Genomic DNA, 25099 nt, shown 5'->3' with positions numbered 1-25099 from the left:
GGACTTTTATTCTTGCGTATTTTGAGATAAACTTACTAATTCTTCTGCACTATATATCTTTTGTAAGACAAAAGGGTAGGCCGCATCCTCGATCTGTAGGTCGAATGAACAGGATTGTACAAGTTCCTGCTCCAAGTCTTTTAAATAACGAACATCCAAATTAAGAATATGCCCACGCAGTGTATCGGTAGCAACATCGCCTTGTATGCGCACGATTGCCGAATCCAAAAATGCATACTGGGTCGATAATCCGCTACGTTCCAACAGTAAACTGTTTTCTGCAAACCAAATACGTTCAGCTTCAAAAGCTTCCTTTTGGAGTCTGTATTGAAATAGCAATAGCAAATAACTTTGCTGCTTTTCTTTTTGTTGATTGATACTGATATGGCTGAACGTGTTTAATACATAAAACGCAATACCTAGACATATCGCAGCAATAAGCATGGCAATTGTCAGTTCCAATAATGTAAAGGCCTGATATTTTCTGCTACTCTTCATCAATCGCTATTATCTTAACAAGGCTATCAATCACCTTCTCCTGTTCTGTATCAAATGCATAAAACTTAACTTTCTTACGGTCCTTATAATCTAACAGTTCTTCCTCTTCGATGATATATTGAATATGTCCATCCGAGAAAAACAGTTCCTCATCCCCTTTATTTTGATCGTAGTTCAAGCTGATCTGTTGCAATTTAAATTGGATAACCTGTTGGGTGTTGCTCAATGCCGATCGGTTCAGGCGTGCGAATATTAACATTCCCAGTGCAAACACCGTCAAAAGGATAACCAATGCGATCAACACCTCCACCAATGTAGAAGCTTTCAAGCGCTGCCGATAGCTCGATGTTACTTTAACCATTGTACAATAGCTTGTTTTGTCGATTTATCAGGTAGCCAGAAATGTGGTCGTACATAATAAGGGTGGAGTTTTTGCCGCTCTAAGGTTAAGTTTATTAAATAGTTTTCGTAGAGCGAGCTCGGTCGTTGGGTGATGAATCGGTAACAGTACACAGCACCGGATACCTGGATAGGATCAGTATACTTCAGAAGTCCGAAGCTAACGATATCGCCGTGCACTTTACTTTCTTTTCCTACCGATAACACGTCTTTTTGATCTCCGACCTTTGCTCTGTGCAATAAGATAAGTCCCTCCACGGTATTATTGTCTCCCAATGAGAGTTGTAGGATACCACCCGAACTATCCGGAGTTAGAAGTGCAAGTACAGATGGATAATGAAGTTTCACACCTTTACCCGTACGTATGGAGTCCAGCGCAAAGAACTGCCCCTTTCCGCTGAAATCATCTTCCAATTTGATGTAAGGAGCAATCACGATGGCATCCTCCCAAGACGTTCTACTGGAGATGGTTATAGCGGAGTCTGCGATAATGACAATGTTTCCCTTGATGGAATCCTGTAAAAGTGTCTCTGGAGCTTTTAAGTGATAATACTTTGTAGGCTGAAAAAAACTTTGTTTCAATACAGCATCGTAAGAAATCGGTTCGTAGCCTGAACCGGAAGCATTTTTATAAAACCGTTTTATCTCGCCAATGCGATCCTGTTCATGTGCAGGAAGGTTCATCGCACTTTCTTTGATAGTGCCATCCACCATTTCCTCTATACCTTCGTAATAACTGCCATCAACGAAAGCAGGGCGAATGCCCGATTTCGGAAGAAAAGCTGTTCCCTCCAACAATGTTTTACCACTTATGGAAATCGGTCTGTCTTCATCAACGATATAAAGCACTGTACTATCTTTGAGTGTTACTCCTGCAAAAAAACTGCGATGCAACGAATCGCTGTTACGCCAACTGTGTAGCGTTACCAGGTCGAAGAAGCCCCAATGCCTCTTTCCGATTAACATGCTATCTGTTAAGGTAACAGGAGACAGTATTAAACTGTCTTTATCCGTGTAGGGAAAATAATTCGATAGAGAAAGTATCGTTCCTGATTGTATTTCCTGTTGAAGAATATCCCAACGTTTTATCTTTTGCTGCTCAGTGCGGTAAAAGGAATGCAAATAAATCAGGCTGCCAAGCAAAATGCTGACAATAAGCGCAATGACCAGCGACAGGTGTAGGGCAGAGGCTTTAACCATCGTTATTCCGGGATGACAACATCCGTTTCCTTTTTCCGATGGAATGTTCTATTCCAAAGATTTCCAAAAAAACGCCCCGAGCGACGGAATACGCTCGCGTTTATATACGATTCTTTGCTGATCGGCTTTCCTGCTTTGTAATATGCCCATTGGTAGGTCGTATCTGCAGGGCTGAAGGTCCATACTTTTCCGTTCCAGGTTCCTTCTTTCATTTGCCCCCTGCTAAGTAGGTGGCCTTGTTCATCATAATACGAAGCCTCGCCATTCTGATGTCCCTTTTTCCAGGTTTCTTCCTTAGATAGACGATTGTTGTTATTCCATGCTTTCCATTGTCCATGAGCCAATCCACGCTTATAAGAACCCTGTTTGGCCAATTGCTTACTGGGGTAGAAAAAGGTGTATTGGCCATCCAAAAGTTTGCCCGTGTAGCCTCCCTGTGTCTGCTGTATTTTTTGCGATTGATACCAGTAATATAAGGCGTTTGATTTTGCTTTTATAACTTTCGGTGTCACGGTAAATACTTCCTTTGCACCGTTGTCCTGATTGATGGTGATGCGGTTTTGCAAGTTTTCAAAGAATTCCAGTTCGGCCTGCGCCTTTACAGAAGAAACAGTTAGTGAAAGCCCACAAAAAACGAATAGTATGCTAGTTAATTTCATTGTTTGTTGATCGTAAGAGTTTGATAATCGGTTTTTACCTTAATACTGCCAGTAGCAATCTGAAGCAATTTTACACCATCCATTGTTTGCTGTTGGCGCATGTAGTATTGCCTGCCATTGATCTGTACCAAAGCTACTCGTTGCTGCTGTTGTTCATTTTCGATAAAGCCTAAGTATTGAATATCCATTGCCGGAGCATACGCCATCGGATCATAAGATTCCATAACGGGGTTTGTCTGTAGATCAAGGCCTTCATCGCTGTTCTCCTTCAATGTCGCCATCGCCGCATCGGAAGAAAAAGGAGATGTATAAACACTATCATAACGCAGAGAATCGCGCCAATGGTAATAATTAAGGTTTTCTTGCGCGACTGTTTTTGTAGCTTGTTGTACAGCGAAATCGTCACCATCGTTCACTTTTGCCAGAACGCTGTAGATCACATAGCCCCATATCCCGACAACGAGGGCTAGCAAAACATAGGTCATGGCTTTATTGTTCTTCATTTATTTTAATCATGTTGGAATACCCGATCGATCCAAATATCTTGTGTTTTACTGGCGGGGACTTTACTCTGTAATATGTAAGCTTCGTTCTTCCTTGAATAATCCCACACTGCCATCGTTTTCCGGTCGAACACGCCAGGCAAAGTTTCCTCGCTGTAATTCCACTGTAAGTTGGTTCTTCGTTACCAACGAATCCATAACTAAGGTCTCGATCTCTTGAAAATTTGGACGTACAATCTGCAGGCGGTAATAGCGAGCATCCTGATGCGTTTCCCACCAAAATGTAAGTACCGTATCCTGTGTTTCCAAATTATCCGCTGGGGCCAAAAGAACGACAGATTCCTTCTCTAAAGGATATTCGATAAAGTCAGCACAGGCACATAACCCCAGTCCAACGAACAAACAAACCGCTAATTTCTTCATAATAATCAGTACGAAGTAAATATAAAGAGAATTTACTTGTTACATGCAACTTTTCTCTGATTGTTAAATAATGACAGCTTCTAGTTCGTTGTTTTACCCCATTTTATAATCGAAAAAAAAAGTTAATAAATTCATTCTGAATAAAATATTCATCTGTTTTTTGTTTATCGGTTGATTTTTTAAGTTGATGTTTTATTCAATATGGAGTCGATTGGAAAAGTTTCGAAACATTCTATCCTAGGCTAAGAAGATAGATCATGAATTTTAAAGCTCGTATGATACTTCCAAATTATCCTATTTTCATCCATTATTGATTTTTTTTACCAAATCAATTTAATTATCTTCGTCAGGTGATTAATTTAAGTTATGAAGCATAAAATTTATACCAAGCGATTAAAGGCTTATACCTTGACGGAGATTCTCGTGGTGTTGGTTATCATCGGCATTCTGGTGTTATTGGTTCTGCCCAATCTATTGCCCTTGATTACAAAAGCAAAAAGTACCGAAGCGAAAATGCAGTTGCAGCACGTGCAGACGCTGGAAAAGAATTTCTTTTATGAAAAATCCAAGTACTCGACGAGTCTGGAAGAAATCGGATTTATACAGGAAAAACTGACGACAGAAGGCGAGGACGGAAAAGCAAATTACCGCATTGAAATTATTCAAGCCGATAGTAAGGGCTTTCTCGCTCGTGCAACTTCAGTTGTAGACTTTGATGGCGATGGTGTTTTCAATGTCTGGGAAATCGATCAGGATAAAAATCTAAAAGAGGTTACAGCGGACTAATCGTGCTCTGGCTGGGGATTGCAATAGTCGCTGCATTAGGCATCGCCTGGGAAGATTTTCGCTGGCGCATGGTGCACCTTTGGTGGTATCCGATGTTATTGATCGGACTATGCGGTTTGTCCATGCGTTTCATCGGGATTTACGAGCTGCTCTTGCAGATGGGCTTCAACCTGGTATTCGTCGGATTGCTCTTGTTACTCCTGACACTTTATTTTTCCGTGAAGGAAGGAAAACTGGTTTTTATTTTTGATCGCTATCTAGGCTGGGGCGATGTGCTGTTCTTTTTAGCGATCACGCCTTACTTCGATCTGCAAGAATATATTCTTTTCACCATTCTCACCCTGATTGTTAGTTTGATCTTCACGCCACTATTTTTTCATATTCAAGGAAAAGATCAACATATTCCCCTCGCCGGTATGCAATCAGCCTGTCTGTTATTGTATTTACCGGCCACTTTTTGGGGCTGGTTCGCTCTTTCTAATCTGTTCCAACGCTAATTAGGGAAAATATGAAAAGCAAATGTATTGTTTTTTTGAATATTTCAAATGCAATGTCTATTTTTAGCGATACGTAACATAACCGTATAATTTTTAACGCGCGATTATTAACTTTTGTTCCATGACGATAAAATCCTTGTCATACACTGTAGACGAACAGGTCATCAAGCAATTGCCCCGGCAGTTGGCAAGGCATTACCGTATTATAGCTGTTGATCGGCAGAACGAAATTGTCACCCTGTTGACTGATCAGGATACCTCTTCCTTGGAAGATGAGCTGGCAATGGTTTTAGGATTTTCGTTTAACTTGATTTCTGTCGAAACGGAAGAAGTTGATCACCTCTTGCAACGCTACTATTTTGAAGACCATAATGCCGCAAACGATAGGCCTCTGCAACAATTAACTTTCGATAACAATTTTCTGGATAACCTCATATGGGAAGCCAAGCAACTCAAAAGCAGTGATATCCATATCGAGAGTTTTGAAAATAGAGGACGGGTACGGATCCGTATAGATGGTCTGATGGTCGAACGCTATTCACTATCCAAGACCGATTATCCGGCGCTGATCAATAAGATCAAGATCATGTCCACGATGGATATTGCCGAAAAGCGTCTTCCCCAGGATGGTCGTATACATTACGCCAAAAACGGCGAAAATTTTGATATCCGCGTTTCGGTATTGCCTACATTACACGGTGAAAAAGTCGTCTTGCGTCTGTTAAATAACAACGCGACCAATATTCATATCGAATCGTTGGGCATGTCGGAGAGCGATCTCGCAAATTACCTGCACGGTGTGAAAAAGCCGAACGGTATTTTGCTGATCAGCGGACCTACCGGTTCCGGAAAGACAACAACACTTTACGCGACCTTAAAATACCTCAATAAAGATACAACCAATATCCTGACGATTGAAGACCCTATCGAATATACACTAGAAGGAATTAATCAGGTGCAGTTGCGTGAAAATATTGGACTAACGTTTGGGGCAGCCTTGCGTACATTTCTACGTCAGGATCCGGATATTATTATGGTGGGCGAGATCCGGGATCCCGATACCGCCAATATGGCTATCCGTGCCGCTTTAACAGGTCACCTGGTGCTGTCCACGATCCACACGAATTCAGCCTGGGGAACAATCTCCCGTTTGATCGATATGGGTATTCCCGGCTTCCTTATTGCAAATACATTGAATACTACTGTAGCCCAACGGCTTGTCCGATTGCTTTGCCCGCATTGCAAAACGACCAAACCTATGGATGCAGGCCTCTATCCGAAACAATTCAAGCCCTACTATGAAGTAAACGAGCATGCTGTAGCTACAGGATGCAGTCAATGTTACTTTACCGGTTTCAAAGGCCGTAAAGCGGTATACGAAATTATACCATTGGATCGGGATTTAGCCGACGAAATTAAGAAAGAAAATATGCAGGTCGAACAATTACTGAAAGAAAGGCAGATCAGAACATTGGGCGAAAATGCCTTTGAACTGTTTGCGCAACAATTGACTACGATTGAAGAAATATACCCCTTGCTTTTTAACTATTAAGAATGAACTGGAAAAGAATTGTTGTGCTTCTTGGAGTGATGTGTTGCAGTCTGTCGATGTTGATGGCACAGCAATCTGCTGAGCAGCAATATCAACAGGTGGAGCAACGTTTAAAAGTGTTGTCGGTGATGGTACCCGGATTGAATGAAAAAGTGCAACTCGCTGTTTCGGGAGTGTCTTTACAGGAATTTGTCCGCGCACTGGCCGAAGCCAATACCTTAAATATCAATGTATCGCCCGATCTGCAAATGCCTATCGTTAATAACTTTAGGGATGAAACCGCTCTGAATGTGTTACTTTTTCTAAGTAAGACCTATCAATTGGATATTCAGGTTATCGGTTCGATCATGTCGATCAGTAAAATGCAAGGTCTGGAGCCCGTTATTCCGCCCAAACAAATCAAGGTAACCTACAATATAGCTGACAACAGCCTAAGCTACGAGTTAAATAATGATGTGCTGCGTGATGTTGCTCAGGTGATTTCCTCCTTGTCAGGAAAAAATATCGTAGTACCTGTGGCTCTACAAGGGAAAACCATCAGTGGATTTATGGCCGCTGCACCTTTTGAAGTGGCTTTGGAAAAATTGGCCTTTGCCAATAATTTACGTTACAACCGTACACAGGACGGTGTGTATGTTTTCGAAGATCTCATTCCGGGAGAAGAACTATTTATCAACCAACAGAAGGAGACCGCAGTGCGCTACAGAAGCAATATGGCGCAACAAGGGCGCAACGATATGGGAGGGATGCAGCAATCTATGGGGGCTCCCGGAGGCTTTACTGTATATGGTCAAATGCAGGATCGTGGCAAGCTATTTACAATCCAGGCAGAGAACACGCCGATCGTTGACCTTATTAAGCGCGCGGCCCAGGATGCGGAAGTTAATTATTTTATCTATTCTCCATTGCAGGGGCAGGTGAGTGCAAACGTCCGTGATATATCATTCGACGATTTTCTGACATCCATTTTTCAGACCACACAGTATACCTTCCGCAAAGAAAATGGAACCTATATGATCGGCGACCGGAAGATGGAAGGACTGCGTGATAGCCGTATTGTACAGCTGCAGCACCGCTCTATCGACACACTTCTAGCCATGGTGCCGATGGATTGGCGTAGGGATGTTGAGATTAAGGAATTTAAGGAACAGAATATGTTGTTGCTTTCAGGTTCCTCGCCACAGATCAACGAGATCGAAGCATACCTGAAAAAATTGGATAAGCTAGTGCCTATGGTACTCATCGAGGTCACCATTTTGGATATTCAAAAAGGACATACAATTTCTACGGGTATCTCGGCAGGCATTGCCGATAGTACCACCGTTATGGGGGGCAAACTTTTGGGAGATGGCGTCAACTTCACCTTTGGTTCAGGAGGCATCAATCGTTTTCTGTCGCAGATCGGAACAAATGGTAGCTTTAATCTGGGGAGGGTATCGCCCAATTTCTATTTGACGCTCAAAGCGCTGGAAGAAAATCAAAACGTCGATATGCGCTCCGTGCCCAAGCTTTCCACCTTAAATGGGCATAGTGCTTCGCTAAGTATCGGAAGCAAGCGCTATTACCGTACAGAAACACAGAATGTAATTCCATCGTTTCAGTCGCAAACACTGTTAACAGAACAATATACACCTGTAGAAGCAAATATGGATATCAAAATCCGCCCTGTTGTATCAGGTGATGATCAGATTACACTCGATATTAAGGTAGATATCACTGATTTTATCGGTACAACACCAGCGAATCAGCCGCCACCTACTTCTACGAGTAAATTTCAATCCATTGTGCGCGCACGCAATGAAGATATGATTGTATTAGGAGGAATAGAACGTATGGAAAATAGCGATTCTGGAAGTGGTGTACCCGTACTATCCCGTATTCCCGTCTTACGCTGGCTCTTCAGTAGTAAAGAGAAAACCGTTCGTAAAGTAGTTTCTGTGGTCTTTATCAAACCAACGATTATCTATTAACGATGTGGAATAAAGTCGAGGAACTATATGGCATTCGAGAAGCTATCGGTCTAAGCTGCGTTATTGGCGTGCATGGAGCAAGTTATGCGGCCTGCCGTCTAAAACGCGAGAAAGACGATATCGATATCCTTGAGCGTAAAACCTTCGATGCCAAGGAAGGATTGATCCGTTATTTAAAGACGAATAAACAACTTCCAGTAGCACTGCACTTGCAGGGCCGCGGTATTTTGTTGAAAGAAATGCCTGTCTTAGAACAGATCCGCCAGGAGGATATTCTGCCTGTTTTCCCCAATTATCGTGAAGGCGAGTATGTGTTCAGTTATTTTGCTGGTCGGCAAAAAGGATGGTTAGCGCTGGTACGCGGCACGATGTTGTCCGAATTGCTGTCCTTCTTTTGGGAAGAAGATCTAGCTTTGGTTCAACTTTATATTGGTCCTTTCGTCGCTGATAACATACTGGATCAGCTCAACAGCTACAATGAACATTTTTCTTTTGACGGACATCATATTGTCCGCTCCGTCGAGGAAAAAATATGGGAAAGCTACCGCTATTCGGCAGAGGAACGGGCCGCGTTTACGCTTAAAGTGCAGGATACAGCAATCGCCGAGGATTATGTGCAAGCCTATGCTGCCGCTTTTTCATTATTGATGCATCGCTTTTTGACGAGATTGGATGTGGACTATCCACTTGTCAACGATCGCTTGGAAGAATTTAGGCAGCAAAGGAAATTTAAAGTCAACGGTTTGGGGCTATTACTGTTCTTTTTCGTGCTCTTACTGATCAATACGGTGGTGTATACACATTATTCGAGTGCCTATGAGGCGATGGATTCGCAGCATAAAGAAAATTTCTCTAACGCCAATGAATTGGAAAAGCTTAGTGAAAAGGCGGAAACCAATGATTCTTTGCTTGTTGCCTTGGGTTGGAATGGAGGTTTACATAAGTCTTGGATTTTGAATCAGTTGGCGGGGTCCTTGCAGGGGCATCAGGGCGTTGCCTGGCAATCGCTCAGTATTAACCCTATCGCTAGCAGGCGTACTGGAACAACGATGGGAGAAACGGACAACCGCTATAAGATACAGCTCACCGGCACCTGTGAAACGTTAAACCAATTGGAGGGCTGGACGCGCAACCTGAGTCATCAGGTATGGCTCAGTTCGGTCGAAATTAGTAAGTTCTTGGATCAAAATAAGCCCAACAGCACGCTCAAAGATTTTGTGGTAACTATAGTGTATAAATATGATTTTTAAAGACTGGACATATCGGCAGAAGAATAAGGGCTTGCTGGTCTTCGCTATTGTGTTGCTCGTGTTATCATGGTATTTGGCCTTTGGGAAAACCTTTGCCTTAATCGGTGACTACAATAGACTGCGTGCAGGTGTAGCAAATGGTCAAACCAGAGCGTTGGCCAAAGTGCAGCTTCGCGAGAAATTAGCGCGCCAGGATAGCTTGTTGCAGCGATATGCTGCAGATTCTACGCTTTGGGTCGGCAGCCTGCTAAGTCAGGTCGGTGGTTTGCTCTCCACACAGCCCGTGGGCGTTAGCTATGAAAATAAAGCAGTGGGTACAAATTCCCTCACCGCCGAGCGTGATCTGGTTTTGAACGGCTCTTTCGCTCAACTTCAGAAAGCCTTGCGAATTTTGGAAAAAGATTACTTTGTTAAATCTATCCGTGCCTATGTGGAGAAAGAGCAATTGAAATATAGTATACGCCTTGTTAGCCTAAAGACAGAGGTCTGATTAATTTTGTTCCTCAAAGCGTGCTCTTCGTTTTAAGATTGCATTTACCGGCAGGAAGTTCTTAAAACGTATTCTAATAGAAAGCTATTCCTTTTATCAAGTATTTTCTAATTACAAATAAAGTGAAATAATTTTTTGTTATTTTCTGATTTTTCGTAGATTAGTTCACAATATGTGCCATTTATTAATTGTTAAAATTAACGCTATAATTTAATTTCACTTTATTCATGTATGGAAAGTAAGATTACCTGTGGTATTTCTTTTTGAAACAATTTTTAATTTACGGTGAATTTTAATATGTGTATTCCATTTGTTATGAACAAAACCTTGTATTTACTTATCCTTGTTATCTGTTTTATCGCGGATCTGAGAGTACAAAGTTCGGGTAATATTTACAAGGGTTGAGCTATTGGAAAGCAGAAACTGTATGGTTATCAAAGTTGACTGTCGTATTTGAATATTGGTAAATGACTTAACGATTGATATAAATTATGAAAAATTTAAAAGAAATACTGTTTGTACTGTGTTGTATTGGAGTTTTAGGGAGCCACGCGCAGACGAATGTTTTTCCTACGAGTGGAAATGTAGGGATAGGAACCACCAGTCCCACACAGCAGTTGGAAGTAGTTGGTACCGTGAAAGCTAACCAATTGAATTTTCCATCGACATATTATAATTTTTCTCTAGCACCACGGACACAGCTTAGTCCTATGAGTATAAGGCTGTTTGATGATTACGTCACTTACAGACCTGGTGGAGGTGAAGGTCCCGGCGGAAATCGATACGGAACTTTGTTGGCAATTTATGGTCGATCGTCACATTGGGAGACTAATTTGTATTTTGGCGCTGATCGGAAAATGTATTTTAGAGTGAGTGGTTGGAACAGTGGCGCAAGCGAGAATGGACAAGGTCAGTTTAACAACTGGCGCACGGTATTGGATTCACACAGTGACGTAATATCTTCTGGTGTACTGCAGTTAACGGGTAGCGGTAATCATTCTATAGCGAATGGAAATTTAGGTATTGGTACGACAAATCCCACGGAGAAATTAGCTGTAAATGGAAATATCCGTGCCAAAGAAATTAAAGTAGAGGCTGCCAATTGGCCTGACTATGTGTTCGAGGAGAACTATGATCTTCCATCGCTTCAATCAGTATATGCATTTATCAAAGAGAACAAACACTTACCTGGGGTCCCTTCGGCAGCTAGGGTCGCAGAACAAGGTATTTCCTTAGGGGAAACTAACGCCCTTCTTCTTCAGAAAATAGAGGAGCTAACACTGCATCTAATTGAGAAGGATAAAGAGATCGAAAAACAGAACGCAGATATTATTTTCTTAAAAGAGGCTGTTGAACGTATCAATACAACGTTAAATATTGCTAAGCCTTAATTTATTTAACTTTTTATGAAATGTCTACGATTACAACACATATATGAATTAAAATAATCCATTGAAGATAGCCGAACGAAGTGAACTCTCCAAAAGAAATCTGGATATTCCATAAGGACTTTAGGACGCAAACCAAGTGAAACAAGCTTATTTATTCCAATGAAATCAAACAGTCATAAATAGTTATTAACATATGAAATACATTCTCTTCCTATCTTGCGGGTTACTCTGTTCATTATCAGTGTATAGTCAAGAATTTTTTTCTGGTAACAAAACGACCACAGAAACAATATCGAGAACTGGAGTAACCAATTTTGGTTACACGCAGTTTAGGAACAATGTAGCCATTGGTGCAACGATCCTAGAGCACGTTAATCCTACCGGAGATCTTTACATCCGAAGTGTGACGAATACGATCGCTAATGATATCGGAAATATTATAATAAACGATACGGGAGGAAATGTAGGTATTGGTACCAGCAATCCAATACAAAAGCTGGATGTGATTGGTAGTGTTAAAGTTAACCAGCTAAACTTTCCATTAGTAAATTACAATTTTGCATTAGCACCACGCACACAGGTGGATCCGATGAGTATCAAATTATTTGATGATTATGTTACAGCGCGGCCTGGTGGGACGGCACCGGGAAGTAATAGTTATGGAACTTTATTGGCAATTTTCGGTCGCACATCGCATTGGGAAACGGATATATATTTCGGGGCAAACGATAAGAAAATGTATTTTAGAGGTAGTGCGTCGACGAGTGGTTCCAGTGACAATGGACAAGGCAACTTTAACAACTGGCGCACGGTATTGGATTCACACAGTGATGTAATATCTTCTGGTGTGCTGCAGTTAACGGGGAGTGGTAATCATTCTATAGCGAATGGAAATGTAGGTATTGGCACGACCAATCCTGCAGAAAAGTTAGCGGTCAATGGAAATATCCGTGCCAAAGAAATCAAAGTGGAAGCTACCAATTGGCCGGATTATGTGTTCGAGGAGAACTACGATCTACCCTTGTTAAAGGATACAGAAGCCTTTATTAAAACCAATAAGCATTTGCCTGGTATTCCTCGTGCTAAGGAAGCCGAAGCAGAAGGTGTTTCTTTAGGGGAAATGAACAAAGCTTTACTCCAAAAAGTCGAGGAGTTGACGCTTTACATCATCGAACAAGAGAAGAGAATTCAAAAATTAGAAGAAAATAATAAATTACATTAATCATTTATATATTATGAAGTCAATTCCCGTTTTTTTACATCAACTGGTTGTCGTTTTTATCGCTTTGTTTTCCTACTTAAACGTAGCAGCGCAAACCTCGACTTTTTCAAAGCAAGTGACAGTGAGCACGAGCAATAGGGTCGAATTGAAAGATGGTAATAATCTATCCTTGACCAAAGGAGGGCTCTATAGAATCAAACTTTCGATAAAGGTAACCGGTACACAAATGGGGGCCGAGTATCTCGTATGGTTTAACGGTACGGATAGTACCTGGAATACCAGAATGGTTTCGGCTGCAGCGTTGATTTCTAATCACCCTTTCTTAGTGGTGGAGGGTAATATTGTGAAAGTTGCAACCAACCATCCAACAAATTATGGCGTGATGGTATTTGGAGAATTTTTTGATGCTACGAATGCTAATACGAAACCTTTCCTTTTCGGGGCCTCTTATCAATGGCAGCGCCTAGATACTAAGCTTTACTACACGGATGGCAATGTGGGGATCGGTACTACGACGCCAGCGGAAAAGCTAGCTGTCAACGGTAATATCCGCGCTAAAGAAATCAAAGTGGAAGCTACGAACTGGCCTGATTATGTTTTTAGTCCCGATTATGCGTTAAAACCGATAGGTGAAGTGAGGGATTTTATTGTAGAAAATGGACATCTTCCTGAGGTGCCTAAAGCCAGTGAAGTGGAAGAAAATGGCCTTTCAGTGGGCGAAATGAATAAGTTGTTGATGAAAAAGATAGAAGAGCTTACGCTGTATATTATCGATCTCGAACAGCGAATGAAAATTATGGAAACCAAACATTTCAATCATGAAGAAAATTAAATATTTATTTCTTGTTTTATTGCCTCTATTCTTTATTGTAGATGTGTCTGCACAGGAGACCACATTAGCACTGAATTATAAACATAAGAATATAGACGCAACGGGCAACAATGCTTATGCAAAAGCACTAATCTTGCTTCACCCCATCTATAATGGAGTTGATTTAGCGAATAACTATGTGGTAGGACATCTGGTTGCGCGGAGAGGAGGAGCAACAGGTTTAAACAGGCTGAATACTGTATTTGTCAATTCCTCTTCAGCTTATAGGAATATCGCGGCAACAGTGTCATCCTTTGATGATACAAGGGTGGATACGCCTTGGAAGTTGAAAACCTGTCTTTATAATGGTGTAAAATACATGGCGCTTGATATTCCTTACTCCGCAGCTCAACACTCTTTAGGTTTCCAATTTACAGGATGGGCGACCTCGTCAGGTGAATCACTGAAATTTGTTGTTTACGACGTAAACGGAGTTGCACAAAACACCTCGGTGTTGACGGATATTACGGATTATGTTGCTAATATGAGCAACACACAAATGGTTAGTAATTTCAATATTTTAGGAAAAGTAGGTATTGGAACGACTACACCTAAAGAAGAGCTCTCTGTCAACGGTAATATCCGGGCAAAGGAAATCAAGGTCGAAACGGCGAGTTGGCCCGACTATGTTTTCGAAGAGAATTACAAACTCCCTTCCCTGAAAGATACCGAAGTTTTTATTAAAGAAAATAAACATCTTCCGAATATTCCTTCCGCGAAGGAGGTCTCCGAAAATGGGGTAGCTTTAGGAGAAACAAACGCCTTACTGCTGCAAAAAATAGAAGAATTGACCTTGCATCTCATTGAAAAAGATAAAGAAATTAAGGAATTGCAACGTCAAGCCTCCCAAATTGACCAGTTAAAAAAGTCTATTGAGCGATTGGAAAAACAGCTGAATTAAAAAATAATCTATTGTTAACCTCGCCACAAACTTACACAGGCGTAATGCCCACGAGATCGTACGTTTCTCTCTCTGAACAACGAATAGGTTTGGGGACTAGGACGCCCGAACATCGCCTAGACGTAGTAGGAACGATAAGAGCCCATGAAATTTTAGTAAATACATAGAAAACGGCTGACCATGTTTTTGAGGAGGACTATCAGCTGCGCACGCTAGACTCTTTATCTTCTTTTATCAAAGAGAATAAACATTTGCCTGAAATACCATCGGCGAAAGAAATGATGGAGAGTAATGTGAACCTTGGTTCTTTCCAGATTGATCTTTTAAAGAAGATCGAAGAACTTACTTTATATGTTATTGATTTGCAGAAGCAAATTCGAAAACTAGAGTCGAAAAAAGAATAAAAATAAAGAACTAGATCCGAAAGATATCAACCTCTTTTTCAACAGGAAGATTTGTTGGAAAAGAGGTTGATCTGATAGAAGCTGCTATTTAGTTGCCCCGAGCCTGCTCTTTTTGTTTAAGGAGATCTATTTCCTTTTTATGGTCGAGGATATACAAGGTAAGTTCTTCGATTTTTTCCAGTAACAATTTATTCATTTCACCTAAACTCACACCATTTTGTTCTACCTCGTTTGCAGATGGAAGATTAGGGAGGTGTCCATTTGCGGAGATAAAATGTTGCAAGCTGTCAAGCGGCATAAGGAGGTGTTGTTTATCAAAAACATAGTCCGGCCAGTTGGCGGCTTCCACTTTAATTTCTTTAGCGCGAATGGTACCGTTGACCGATAATTTTTCGGATGGTGTGGTAGTGCCTATCCCTACGTTTCCGTTTGAAATTACCTTGATGGCATGTATACCAGATGTAGATGCTAATTGATCACCTACTATTAAGTCCCAGTCAGAAGTCATCGAAAGGTATTGTATATTTCCCGTAGTATTTCCTGAGTTATTCAGCGCGGTAAATCCGGAGACCATGTTTATAGGTCTTATTTTGATGCTGACAGGTAGTGTCGAGGTATTTGTTCCCAATGTATTTATCGCCCGAATTCTAAAGCTATGTGTACTTGGGTTGACATCTATTGTAAAGTTGAATTTATTATTTCCTGTGGTGTAGATGTTGTTGTTGACGCGCCCCGCTTCCCGCCATATGCTAGGGTTGCCACGCGATGCAGAAGCGATGTGGGTTGCTGCTGCCGCTATATTAGGACGTGTATAGGCAATAGAGATTTCATAATAACCAGAGGCGTCCGCAGCAGTAGGGATAGCTTTTGCAAACTCGATATAATCTCCAACGACAAAGTTTCCTGGAAAGGTTACGGTAGTGGTGAAGATGTCTGTGCTCTGAGCAAAGCTGATCGCGATATTGCCTACGAGGAAAAAGAGCATTGAAATGAGATTTCTTTTCATACGGTTGGAAAAATAAAAAGTTAACAATTGAAATTTTAACAAATTAAATAAATGTTGATTGAAATCTAAAATTTTAATAGTAGATTTGGAAAATAACAAAATTATTCAAACCAATGGGTTATTAACTACTAATGTTTTAATTACAATGATTTAATATTTTTTGAGTATAAAATGCCTAAGGCTTTTCTGTTGATATATTCCGATACTCTTTAGATTGAAGGTTATATTAATGCTAGGCGAAATAATTATACCATGTTTGATAAGTAACCAAAAACACCATTTTAAAGAAATGGATTAGGATATATGATTGATTTTTGAAAGTATGATAAAACACGTTTTATTAGGTATAGCTAATGTGATTGCAATTATAGGCATAGCGATGGCACAGTCGGATTTTTCATTTCCACATCCGGATAAAAATACACTTGGAAAGCTCAATAGTTCAGCGGAAGTTGTTCCATCAACTGGGCAACTCAGTCTGAAAGTGCCTTTATTTGGTACTGCAAATGCAAATTTGAATACGTCACTTTATCTTAGTTACCAAAGTGGCGGTATAAAATATCAAGAATATGCTAGTAGCGTAGGTTTGGGATGGCGTCTAAACGGTGGCGGCAGTATTACAAGAGTTGTACGAAGTTTTCCTGATGACGCTGTAAATGGGTATTTAGGTCCTGGATCACATGGAAAAAAAATTGAAGCTGCTTTTTCAAGAAATGAATATATACATAACAATTATCTAGGTTTTGAGCAGAAGTATGATAGTGAGCCCGATCTTTACATATTAACGACTCCTTTGTTTTCTGTAGAATTTACATTTGACGCCGACGGAAATGTTGTGAAGTCTTCAGAAGATGGTATTATGATTACACCTTATAATTTTAAAAATAATACCAATTCAAATAATAATTCTTATTTCTTAGTTATTGACGCATCTGGAAATGAGTATTCTTTTGCACAGGTGGTGGGGAATCGGGATTTGACAACCGAAAAAATCCGAGGAGACGAAGTTACGTATACTTCTGTTTGGCATTTAGATAAAATTGTTAATGCATCTAAAACGGAAACATTAAATTTTTATTATTCAAAATATGGTACAGAAAATGAGACGTACAACTATTATTCATGGATAAGGCTACAAGGTTCCAATCCCGCCGAGAAGTCAACTTATACGCAGAAGTTTAATAAAAAATATTTAACGAGAATAAGTTCGAAAAATGGCTATCTTACACTTTCGTATTCTAATGATAGACATGATGTAGAGGGGCAAGCTCCTCGATTGACTAGTATAACGGCATATCGGGACAACTCTAAAAGTATTTTTTTGCAGAAGATACTGTTTAACTATTCGTATTTCGGAAATACAGCTAATTCGACATCCTATAAAAAATCAGATAGATGTAGGTTAAGACTGGATAACCTAAGAATTATCAATATCAACGAAGATAGTTTTGGCAAACCGCTTAATGTCTTTACTTATTTTTCCGAAGATGATGTAAATAACCATATATATGATAGGACCGCAGATCGACAGGATTTTTCGGGCTATTTTACAGTTTTTACTTCTGGAAATCAAATGGTTGATCCTGAATTAAGGCAACCTTACTCTTTGTCGCTTACTAAGTATTGTCAACTTACTAGAGTTACGGAGCGGTCTGGATCTTTCAAGGAGTTCGTATATGAACATAATACTTTTAATAAGCAGGGGGTAGATTCTAATTATGTTTTTGGAGGGTTGAGGGTGCAGAAAATCCTGACTTATGAACGGGAGGGGGCTGTTCCGTTGAAGCAGGAATATCTATATTCGTTTAATGGAAAATCTTCAGGCATTGTACATAATACATTATATGATAGGTTGTTGATTAATGATGGGTGGATACTAGATCCTACTTGGGCTGTCACATCAAATTCTATTTTCGGTATCATGGCTCCCTTGTTAAGTTATCAAAAAACGAAGCAAATAGGAACGAATAACTCATCAGTGTCCTATGAATATGAGATATTTCCCGATAGTATCATACGTGTTGTTATACTGGATAATTATATTGTTAATAGAAATCATTTCGCAATTAAAAGTTCGTTAGATGTTTCGGGAAGTAATAATACATATTCTTATGTTACAGGTTCTACAATAAATCAGGGTCCCAAAAGAAACACTCTCAAAAAGATTACCCATGCAGATGCAAACGGCCGAGTCATTAGAACGCAAGAGTTTTTTTATAAGTCTCTTTCTGGGAAAAAAGGCGGGTATGGCTTAAAAAGTTTTACCTATACTCTAGGAGCTTTTAGTGCAGTCGACTACGCAAAGTTTGTTTATTATACTCTTAATGAAAGTTGGTCTCTAGATAAAGAAATTGCGAAGATGTATGACTTGAATGGCGATTCGATGGTTCAAGAAAAAAAATACACCTATCATGGTAATAATTTTTTATTAAGGTCCTCTGAAACGAAAAATTCAAAAGGAACGATAATCAAAAGTACGATGTACTACCCCGAAGATGGTGCCATCATTCCGATGTTGGATGCAAATCAGCTACCTATTTTAAATTCTTTGAAAGCCGCAAATGTAAGAAATGTTGTCGTACATAAATCGGAAGAACCCTCGTCGAACGAATTACTCCAAACACACAATACATTTGATGTTCCCTATAAACTGTTATCGGAGAATATGTTTCGTCGGATTTCGTTCAATCAGACAAATGAGAAGTTATCGAGTAAAGAGTACTATTATGAATCTGGAAACATAAACAAAAGGTTGGGAGCGATTAAAGGAGAAAGTGGCAGATATAACTTTGTACGCTATAATGAGTACGATCAGATGGTTGTAGAAGTTGGTAATACAGTTGCATCTTCGAATATTACAGGTTCCGTCATTGGCTCCGCAATATTTTTCTATGAAGGGTTTGAAAGTCAGGCCTCTCTGTCACGGTTTGCTGGTTTGGGATCAGGAGCTTCTCCTTATCAAGTTACTTTTGTTGGTGAAAATGGTAGAAGGTACTTTGTCGACTTTTGGTACATGGATGCTGCCGGAACTTGGAAATACATGAAATTGCCGTATACTAACAATATGAATTTAAACTATGGTACAAGGATTGATGAGGTAAGGGTATATCCAAGAGATTCCCAGATTAAAAGTTATACCTATAATGTTTTGGGGTTGAAGGACAGTGAATCGAACGGCTCTGGGCAGGTACGTTTTTATGACTATGATTATGAGAAAAGATTACAAGCGATAAGAGATGAAGATGGAAATGTACTAAAAACCTATTGTTATAATTTAGCGGGTGAAAATGTAGACTGTTTTAAGAATTTGTCTTCAGAACAAGGACAAGGATGTGTTGCTCAAGCTGTACAACATTGGGATCTTTATTCCTCAGATATCGTACGATCTAACCTAGGCCTTACAATAAATTATTTGGCACTTGGACTGCAAAGCAATAACTCTTACTATGATTATGACTGGTATACCAATGGAATAACAGTAGCGAATTTACAAGGAGACTGTAGGCCGTCAACTGTTATTTCAAAGCAAGTTTCTCTGAATTCGACTCTTTATGAAATTTCAGTTCAACCAAGCGGAGATATTCGAATAAAGCTGGTTAATAGATCATCGCCTATGCCACAACCAGGTTACCTAGGAACATTCCAAAATATAGTATTTTAATAAATAGCACTATTATGCGCATTATATTATCCATAATCAACCTGCTGTTCATTTATTTTAGCTGCTTAGCTCAGGAAAATAAACAAACCCTTTCAGCATATAATAATCAGTTGGAGATTACTGCTTTTGAAAGTGTGGTCTTACAACCGGGCTTTCACGTGTCCTCTGGAAAAAACGTTCGAATCTTCATAGCGCCAAGTACGCCCTCCAACCGTATATTAAGTAGTGCCCCCAGTTCAAATAGAAGTTTTATTCTGGAACGTAGTTTTAAAGTTGCGGGCGTCAGGCTGAACACATTGTCCGATAGTAGGAACCTGGCTGAGGAAAGTCAACGGGTTACTTATTTCGACAATTTAGGGAGGGCTATACAAACCAACAACGTCATGGCATCAAATAGCTATAGAGATGTTATTACCGCAATTCGGTACGATAATCAGGGACTAAATTCAACCGTTTACATGCCCTATGCTGATCAGGCTTCGTCAGACGGTTCGTTTAAGACTGATGATCTTGAGCGGCAACTGGCATTTTATAGTAGCACCGGTTGGGATCCTTTGGTAGCAAAAACGACAGCTCCTTTCAGCAAAGCAATATATGATACAACACCAGAAAGTAAAGTGACCCAGCAGGGATCCGTTGGAACAGCCTGGCAGCCTGATGGAAGAACACTGCGATTTGAAGAGCTTTTCAACAATGATGTCGACTTTGCAAATGTCGCGAGCACCCGTAAGGTTCGGAAATTTACAGTGAATAGCCAAGATACAAGTGTGGTCAGCATGCCCACATCGGCGGGCTACTATGCCGTTGGAGAGTTAAATGTTTACATCTCAAAAAATAATAACTGGGCGGCTTCGGATGGTCGATTAAATACTGCTGAGAAGTATGTGGATAAGCGGGGGCAAACTGTATTAGAGCGTTCTTTTGTAAAGAATGATTCGGGAGCACTTTTGATGCTATCGACCTATTATGTTTATTCCGATCTTGGAGAGCTGTATTTTATCCTTCCTCCGATCCTGAACCCAGATGTAGCTACGCTAAATGCAGCTGCACTCGATATGTATGCTGTTCGGAATACATACGATAAAAAGAGAAGACTCGTACAGAAAAAAGAACCAGGTGTAGCCGCAACTTATTATATCTATAATTCAAAAGATCAGCTAGTTGCTTCGCAAAATGCAAATCAGAAAGCTAAGAGTCAATGGTCTTTTACAAAGTACGATTCGCAAGGAAGGACAATATTGAACGGTGTATTCATTTCTACACTTTCTTACTATAAACTCCGTGATAATGCACAAGCAGCGACCAATACCTATGAGTCTGTGACGGTTCTCGGACAGGGTTATTCCAACGTAGCATGGCCCACAACGGGTATATCTTCATATAGTTTTATTAATTACTATGATGATTACGATGTTGTTGGGTTGCCCTCAGTGATGGGATATACAGCTAATGGTCAAGGAGCAATGGTTACGTATCCTACGGGACGTGCAACAGTACGAAAAACCTGGTTAGCTGATAATGATAATTCTGTGTTGTGGACTGTGTCATATTATGATAAATACGGACAAGTGATACAGGTGAAATCAACTAATCATCTTGGGGGAGTGGATCAGATAGATAATAATTACAACTTTGCTGGCGAACTTGTCTCATATGTTCGAAGCCACTCTGGACCTAATAGTCAACAGTTAACAGCAACAACCTCTTATGAGTATGACCAAAGTGGGAGAAAGCGATCGGTTCGCCAACGTATAGATGGTCAGGAAGAAATAACATTGGCCGAATATAGCTATAATGAATTGGGAGAGTTGATTGATAAGAAACTACACAAAAAGGCCTCTTCTAATAAATTTCTACAAAGCGTTGATTATAGATATAACGAGAAGGGATGGTTAACCTCTATCAACGATCCAAATCTTGTCAAGATCTCTGGTATGAATGATGGTGACGAAAGTAGTGATTCGGATTTGTTCGGAATGCAATTTCTATACAATACGGATTCTCAAGCACCGCAATATGGAGGGAATATAGCCTCTATGCGTTGGAAAACTAGTCGTGTTGGAAGTCAGTCTGTAGCGCCTCCCAAAATGGGTTATCAATTTCGGTATGATGGATTAAATCAAATTATAGCAGCGATTGCTGAGCGTGATGATGTAATTGATAATTCGCACAGTGAATTTGTTAAATACGATTTTGGAGGGAATATTACCAATTTAGGCCGATATGCATTTACGTCTAACAGCAAACAACAAATCGATTCTTTGGTATACATCTATGACGGTTATCGGACAAAAAAGATAGATGATGTTAGTGCATCTTCATCTAAAATGTTAGGTTATAATGACAAAGTTAAACTAAGCGTTGAATACTTTTATGATAATAATGGGAATGTTATAGAAGATAAAAATAAAGATATTCGAATCGTTTATAATGATCTTAATCTTGCAACTCAAGTTAATTTCGGACCTAATCATAACCTAGATCTTCTTTACGATAAAACAGGTGAAAAATTACAGGCAAAGTATTCTAATGGGACTTCGAGTTTTACCATCGATTATATAAACGGTATACAGTATCAGCAAGGACAGATCGTTTTTATACAGACCGACGAGGGTAGAGCGCGGAAAAATGGAAATTCTTATGTATTCGAGTATGATATCAATGATCATTTAGGAAATAAGAGAATCACTTTTATTCCAAATCCAACAGATTTAACTCAGTCTACAGCTAAAGTTGTCCAACAAAATAGTTATTACCCTTATGGTATGACAATGTATGGCGATGGCCAGAATGGATTTCATTTAGCTTATGTAGATGGTGAAAAGAATAAATATTTATATTCGGGTAAAGAGTTATATGATCAGGGAGATTTAAATTGGTATGACCACGGAGCTCGCATGTATGACCCGGCTATAGGTCGTTGGTCGGTTATGGATCCCGCAACACAATTTATAAATCCGTATTTGGCGATGGGTAATAATCCCGTTGTGTACGTAGATCCCGATGGTCAATTTGCTCCTCTCGTACCCGTTATAGTAGGGGCGGTTATAGGTGGTGCTGTTAATACTATTGCACATTGGGAAGAGATTCAGGCACAGGGTTGGATTGCAGGACTCAAAGCATTTGGTGTCGGTGCATTTGCTGGGGGATTATCTGTTGCCACTGGAGGAGCAGCGACTGGCGGACTTGTGTTTTCTAGTTCTGCGGTTTCCGTTGCAGTTGTGGCGGGCGCAGTGGGAGGTGTTTATGGTGACATGGCTCTTGGAGTTGGTAATATGTTAGCTTTTGGCGACCCTTATGATATGTCCGCTGAAAGACTTGTAAAAACAGCTGTAATTTCCGGCGCAACTGCTGGATTAACACAAGGGTTGGGGAATGTCATAAAAGGAACTAATTTTTGGACTGGACGCCCAACTGTTTTTGCTGAACAACCTATTCAGACTGGCTTAAAAGGTGACAATGGAAAGATAGAACAACCAAGCTCCGCTTTTCAAGAAGCTGATCCAGGACCTAATTATTTAAATTCGAATGCTGCTAATGGGGTAGGACAGTTGGGTTTTAAGGAAGTTCAAGCACTTACAAAGACCTATTCCACTGAATTGAATACTTTCTTTAAATCAGGGGGAACTAAAATAGCATCTAAAGACGCGTTACTTTCTTACAAAGAATTAGCTACTAGAATTTTGAATGGAACGGGGGGGGCACCTGCAACCAAACTTACAGAAACAGCATTAAAAGTTCAATCCCAAAGATTGGAAATGATAAATAAAGCACTTGAAATAATGAATTAAATATGAGTCAGTTAGAAAAACTTAAACTAAAATGGGAAGACGAAAGTCTGAATAAATTCCACTCTGTTGATTTAGAGTCTGTTCAATCATTTGAGCAGAAAAACAATGTTGTTATTCCAGACGGTTTAAAAGAGTATTTCAAGACGTTAAATGGAACAGGTGAAGAATATACAGATGAACTTTATGAATTTTATTCTATTGAGAAAATAAAAAAGGTATCAGAGGAGTTTCAAGAATGGGAAGGTGTTCCAAATCATCAATCTCTTGTAAATATTGATATGATTAAAGATTTATTTGTTTTTGCAAATTTTAGTTTTAATCAATTTGTATATGCAATTAAATTAAGTCAAGAGGAAACAGAGAGTAATGAAGTATATATTCTATGTGGTGAAGAGTATAAAAAAATAGCAAACACTTTCTCGGAATTTCTTGATTTGTATTTAAGTAATTCGGTAGAATTACAATTTAACAAAGAAGAGAGTTGATGAAATAAGGTAATGCTGCTGCTAAGACTGGAACGGAACTCTTACCAGACGCTTATAGCAGATTTTCTAGATTTGAACATCACTTTAATAAACATGCCGGGGAATTTGGGGCAGTTACAAAGGATGCTTACTATAAACGTGCCTTATCATTGTTAGATGGTCCTTTAGGAGATAATGTTCAGGGATTTACAAATTCTGCTGGATACACTTTTAGAATGAATATGCAAACAGGAGAATTTGGTGTATTGAGGCCAAACGGTGTCGTAGAAACTTTTTATAGACGATTAAGTGATCCTGCTAAATACTGGGCAGAGCAGGTTGCAAAGTGGAATAAATAATGAATATAATCAATAAAATAAAATGTTCTTGTTGTGATTTTTTCACCATAGAAGATAATGCTATTTCTGATATTTGTCCTGTTTGTTATTGGCAAAAAGATTTTTATCAAGAACAACATATTGATGACAGCGGTGGGCCAAATTTAGTTTCGTTACGAAAGGCAAGAGAGAATTTTAAATCCTTTTGGGCAGCCGATATGAAATTTATAGACCTTGTGAGACTGCCTGAAAAAGAAGAAATTAAGGAATAAAATAGAGTTTCCACTAAGGGGGGACTGCAGAAGGAGGTAAGCCTACCGGTAGATTTTAAGTTTGAAAAGATATTTATAGAGTCAATTCAGGAAAGAAAATTAACTTATTATGAGGCTTTTCATTCCCTTGATACCGATTCTTCTAAGCGATTGGAAATTGAATGATATCGTATTGCAATTCCACCACAAGAAACGATATTTTTGCGATAGAGAAGGTGCCAAATGATACGAGATATATTAGCACAATCTTCATCGGATTTGGCGGTGTTGTTTATGTGTCCCATGTCTCTGAGTTCAATGGTAGCGTACATAAGGGGATAATATGGGGGGCTGTATTAAATGGCTATACCGGATAATATCAAAAGGACATTGAACGTAATAAGTAGCATCTCATCTAAGAATCCAATTTGTGGAGCACAATTGCAAAGAGGGTATGAACTTTTGAAATCAATTTGTTATTAAAGTATGGCGAGAATCAAAGTCGGAGATATTTTTGAAATAGATACTCCTAAAGGAAAAGCATATTTGCACTATATACATAAAGACCCGGT

At 39.7% G+C, this 25099-nt stretch carries 23 protein-coding genes; 16 read left to right on the top strand and 7 right to left on the bottom strand.

Features of this window, described 5'->3' with window-relative positions:
* Positions 1 to 6 precede the first annotated feature (6 nt).
* From ACSZOX_RS16320 to ACSZOX_RS16295, 6 genes are all read right to left on the bottom strand, one after another.
* Positions 7 to 498 (bottom strand): type II secretion system protein, encoded by a 492-nt coding sequence (locus ACSZOX_RS16320; RefSeq protein WP_437921197.1) that lies wholly within the window; start codon positions 496 to 498, stop codon positions 7 to 9.
* The gene (locus ACSZOX_RS16315; RefSeq protein WP_437921195.1) at positions 488 to 859 is read right to left on the bottom strand and encodes a type IV pilus modification PilV family protein; all 372 of its coding nucleotides are present in this window, start codon (positions 857 to 859) and stop codon (positions 488 to 490) included. Before ACSZOX_RS16315 ends, ACSZOX_RS16320 begins: the two co-directional genes overlap by 11 nt.
* Positions 847 to 2097 carry a hypothetical protein gene (locus tag ACSZOX_RS16310; protein WP_437921193.1) on the bottom strand — a complete coding sequence of 417 codons (1251 nt, stop codon included), beginning with the start codon at positions 2095 to 2097 and terminating at the stop codon, positions 847 to 849. Before ACSZOX_RS16310 ends, ACSZOX_RS16315 begins: the two co-directional genes overlap by 13 nt.
* A gap of 2 nt (positions 2098 to 2099) precedes the next feature.
* Positions 2100 to 2756, bottom strand: coding sequence for a toxin-antitoxin system YwqK family antitoxin (locus ACSZOX_RS16305; RefSeq protein WP_437921191.1), 657 nt, complete (start codon positions 2754 to 2756; stop codon positions 2100 to 2102).
* Entirely contained in the window at positions 2753 to 3259 is a 507-nt protein-coding gene (locus ACSZOX_RS16300) for a hypothetical protein (protein ID WP_437921188.1), read from the bottom strand. The genes ACSZOX_RS16305 and ACSZOX_RS16300 overlap by 4 nt, the downstream gene beginning before the upstream one ends.
* Before the next feature lie 63 nt (positions 3260 to 3322).
* Entirely contained in the window at positions 3323 to 3682 is a 360-nt protein-coding gene (locus tag ACSZOX_RS16295; RefSeq protein WP_437921186.1) for a hypothetical protein, read from the bottom strand.
* A 366-nt stretch (positions 3683 to 4048) separates the two neighbouring features.
* Between ACSZOX_RS16295 and ACSZOX_RS16290 the strand changes: the two genes are divergently transcribed.
* The 11 genes from ACSZOX_RS16290 to ACSZOX_RS16240 all read left to right on the top strand — a co-directional run bounded on the left by ACSZOX_RS16290 (position 4049) and on the right by ACSZOX_RS16240 (position 15016).
* Positions 4049 to 4468, top strand: a complete 420-nt coding sequence (locus ACSZOX_RS16290) for a type IV pilin protein (protein WP_437921184.1) — start codon at positions 4049 to 4051, stop codon at positions 4466 to 4468.
* A 2-nt stretch (positions 4469 to 4470) separates the two neighbouring features.
* Positions 4471 to 4965, top strand: coding sequence for a hypothetical protein (locus ACSZOX_RS16285; protein WP_437921182.1), 495 nt, complete (start codon positions 4471 to 4473; stop codon positions 4963 to 4965).
* Positions 4966 to 5086: 121 nt separating this feature from the next.
* Positions 5087 to 6517 carry a GspE/PulE family protein gene (locus ACSZOX_RS16280; protein ID WP_437921180.1) on the top strand — a complete coding sequence of 477 codons (1431 nt, stop codon included), beginning with the start codon at positions 5087 to 5089 and terminating at the stop codon, positions 6515 to 6517.
* Between the two features lie 2 nt (positions 6518 to 6519).
* The gene (locus ACSZOX_RS16275; protein WP_437921178.1) at positions 6520 to 8487 is read left to right on the top strand and encodes a type II secretion system protein GspD; all 1968 of its coding nucleotides are present in this window, start codon (positions 6520 to 6522) and stop codon (positions 8485 to 8487) included.
* A gap of 2 nt (positions 8488 to 8489) precedes the next feature.
* Positions 8490 to 9737, top strand: a complete 1248-nt coding sequence (locus ACSZOX_RS16270) for a hypothetical protein (protein ID WP_437921176.1) — start codon at positions 8490 to 8492, stop codon at positions 9735 to 9737.
* Positions 9727 to 10227 (top strand): hypothetical protein, encoded by a 501-nt coding sequence (locus tag ACSZOX_RS16265; RefSeq protein ID WP_437921174.1) that lies wholly within the window; start codon positions 9727 to 9729, stop codon positions 10225 to 10227. The genes ACSZOX_RS16270 and ACSZOX_RS16265 overlap by 11 nt, the downstream gene beginning before the upstream one ends.
* Before the next feature lie 491 nt (positions 10228 to 10718).
* Positions 10719 to 11618: a hypothetical protein gene (locus tag ACSZOX_RS16260; protein ID WP_437921172.1), complete on the top strand. Its 900-nt coding sequence runs from the start codon at positions 10719 to 10721 to the stop codon at positions 11616 to 11618.
* A gap of 193 nt (positions 11619 to 11811) precedes the next feature.
* Positions 11812 to 12840 carry a hypothetical protein gene (locus ACSZOX_RS16255; protein WP_437921170.1) on the top strand — a complete coding sequence of 343 codons (1029 nt, stop codon included), beginning with the start codon at positions 11812 to 11814 and terminating at the stop codon, positions 12838 to 12840.
* A 13-nt stretch (positions 12841 to 12853) separates the two neighbouring features.
* Positions 12854 to 13672 (top strand): hypothetical protein, encoded by an 819-nt coding sequence (locus tag ACSZOX_RS16250; protein WP_437921168.1) that lies wholly within the window; start codon positions 12854 to 12856, stop codon positions 13670 to 13672.
* Positions 13659 to 14612: a hypothetical protein gene (locus ACSZOX_RS16245; protein WP_437921166.1), complete on the top strand. Its 954-nt coding sequence runs from the start codon at positions 13659 to 13661 to the stop codon at positions 14610 to 14612. Before ACSZOX_RS16250 ends, ACSZOX_RS16245 begins: the two co-directional genes overlap by 14 nt.
* Positions 14613 to 14863: 251 nt before the next feature.
* Positions 14864 to 15016, top strand: coding sequence for a hypothetical protein (locus ACSZOX_RS16240; protein WP_437921164.1), 153 nt, complete (start codon positions 14864 to 14866; stop codon positions 15014 to 15016).
* An 88-nt stretch (positions 15017 to 15104) separates the two neighbouring features.
* On the opposite strand, the gene ACSZOX_RS16235 is transcribed toward ACSZOX_RS16240, so the two are convergent.
* Positions 15105 to 16022: a hypothetical protein gene (locus ACSZOX_RS16235; protein ID WP_437921162.1), complete on the bottom strand. Its 918-nt coding sequence runs from the start codon at positions 16020 to 16022 to the stop codon at positions 15105 to 15107.
* A 322-nt stretch (positions 16023 to 16344) separates the two neighbouring features.
* Between ACSZOX_RS16235 and ACSZOX_RS16230 the strand changes: the two genes are divergently transcribed.
* The 5 genes from ACSZOX_RS16230 to ACSZOX_RS16210 all read left to right on the top strand — a co-directional run bounded on the left by ACSZOX_RS16230 (position 16345) and on the right by ACSZOX_RS16210 (position 24548).
* On the top strand, positions 16345 to 19683 hold the full coding sequence (locus ACSZOX_RS16230; protein ID WP_437921160.1) for a hypothetical protein: 3339 nt from the start codon (positions 16345 to 16347) through the stop codon (positions 19681 to 19683).
* A 14-nt stretch (positions 19684 to 19697) separates the two neighbouring features.
* Positions 19698 to 23474: an RHS repeat domain-containing protein gene (locus tag ACSZOX_RS16225; RefSeq protein ID WP_437921158.1), complete on the top strand. Its 3777-nt coding sequence runs from the start codon at positions 19698 to 19700 to the stop codon at positions 23472 to 23474.
* A 2-nt stretch (positions 23475 to 23476) separates the two neighbouring features.
* Positions 23477 to 23959 carry an SMI1/KNR4 family protein gene (locus tag ACSZOX_RS16220; RefSeq protein WP_437921156.1) on the top strand — a complete coding sequence of 161 codons (483 nt, stop codon included), beginning with the start codon at positions 23477 to 23479 and terminating at the stop codon, positions 23957 to 23959.
* 215 nt (positions 23960 to 24174) lie between these two features.
* On the top strand, positions 24175 to 24297 hold the full coding sequence (locus ACSZOX_RS16215) for a hypothetical protein (protein ID WP_437921154.1): 123 nt from the start codon (positions 24175 to 24177) through the stop codon (positions 24295 to 24297).
* The gene (locus ACSZOX_RS16210; protein WP_437921152.1) at positions 24297 to 24548 is read left to right on the top strand and encodes a CPCC family cysteine-rich protein; all 252 of its coding nucleotides are present in this window, start codon (positions 24297 to 24299) and stop codon (positions 24546 to 24548) included. Before ACSZOX_RS16215 ends, ACSZOX_RS16210 begins: the two co-directional genes overlap by 1 nt.
* Positions 24549 to 25099: the final 551 nt, after the last annotated feature.

It is taken from the genome of Sphingobacterium sp. LRF_L2 (assembly GCF_965644235.1).
Taxonomy (GTDB): Bacteria; Bacteroidota; Bacteroidia; order Sphingobacteriales; family Sphingobacteriaceae; genus Sphingobacterium.
This window is presented reverse-complemented; position numbering and strand designations above follow the sequence as displayed.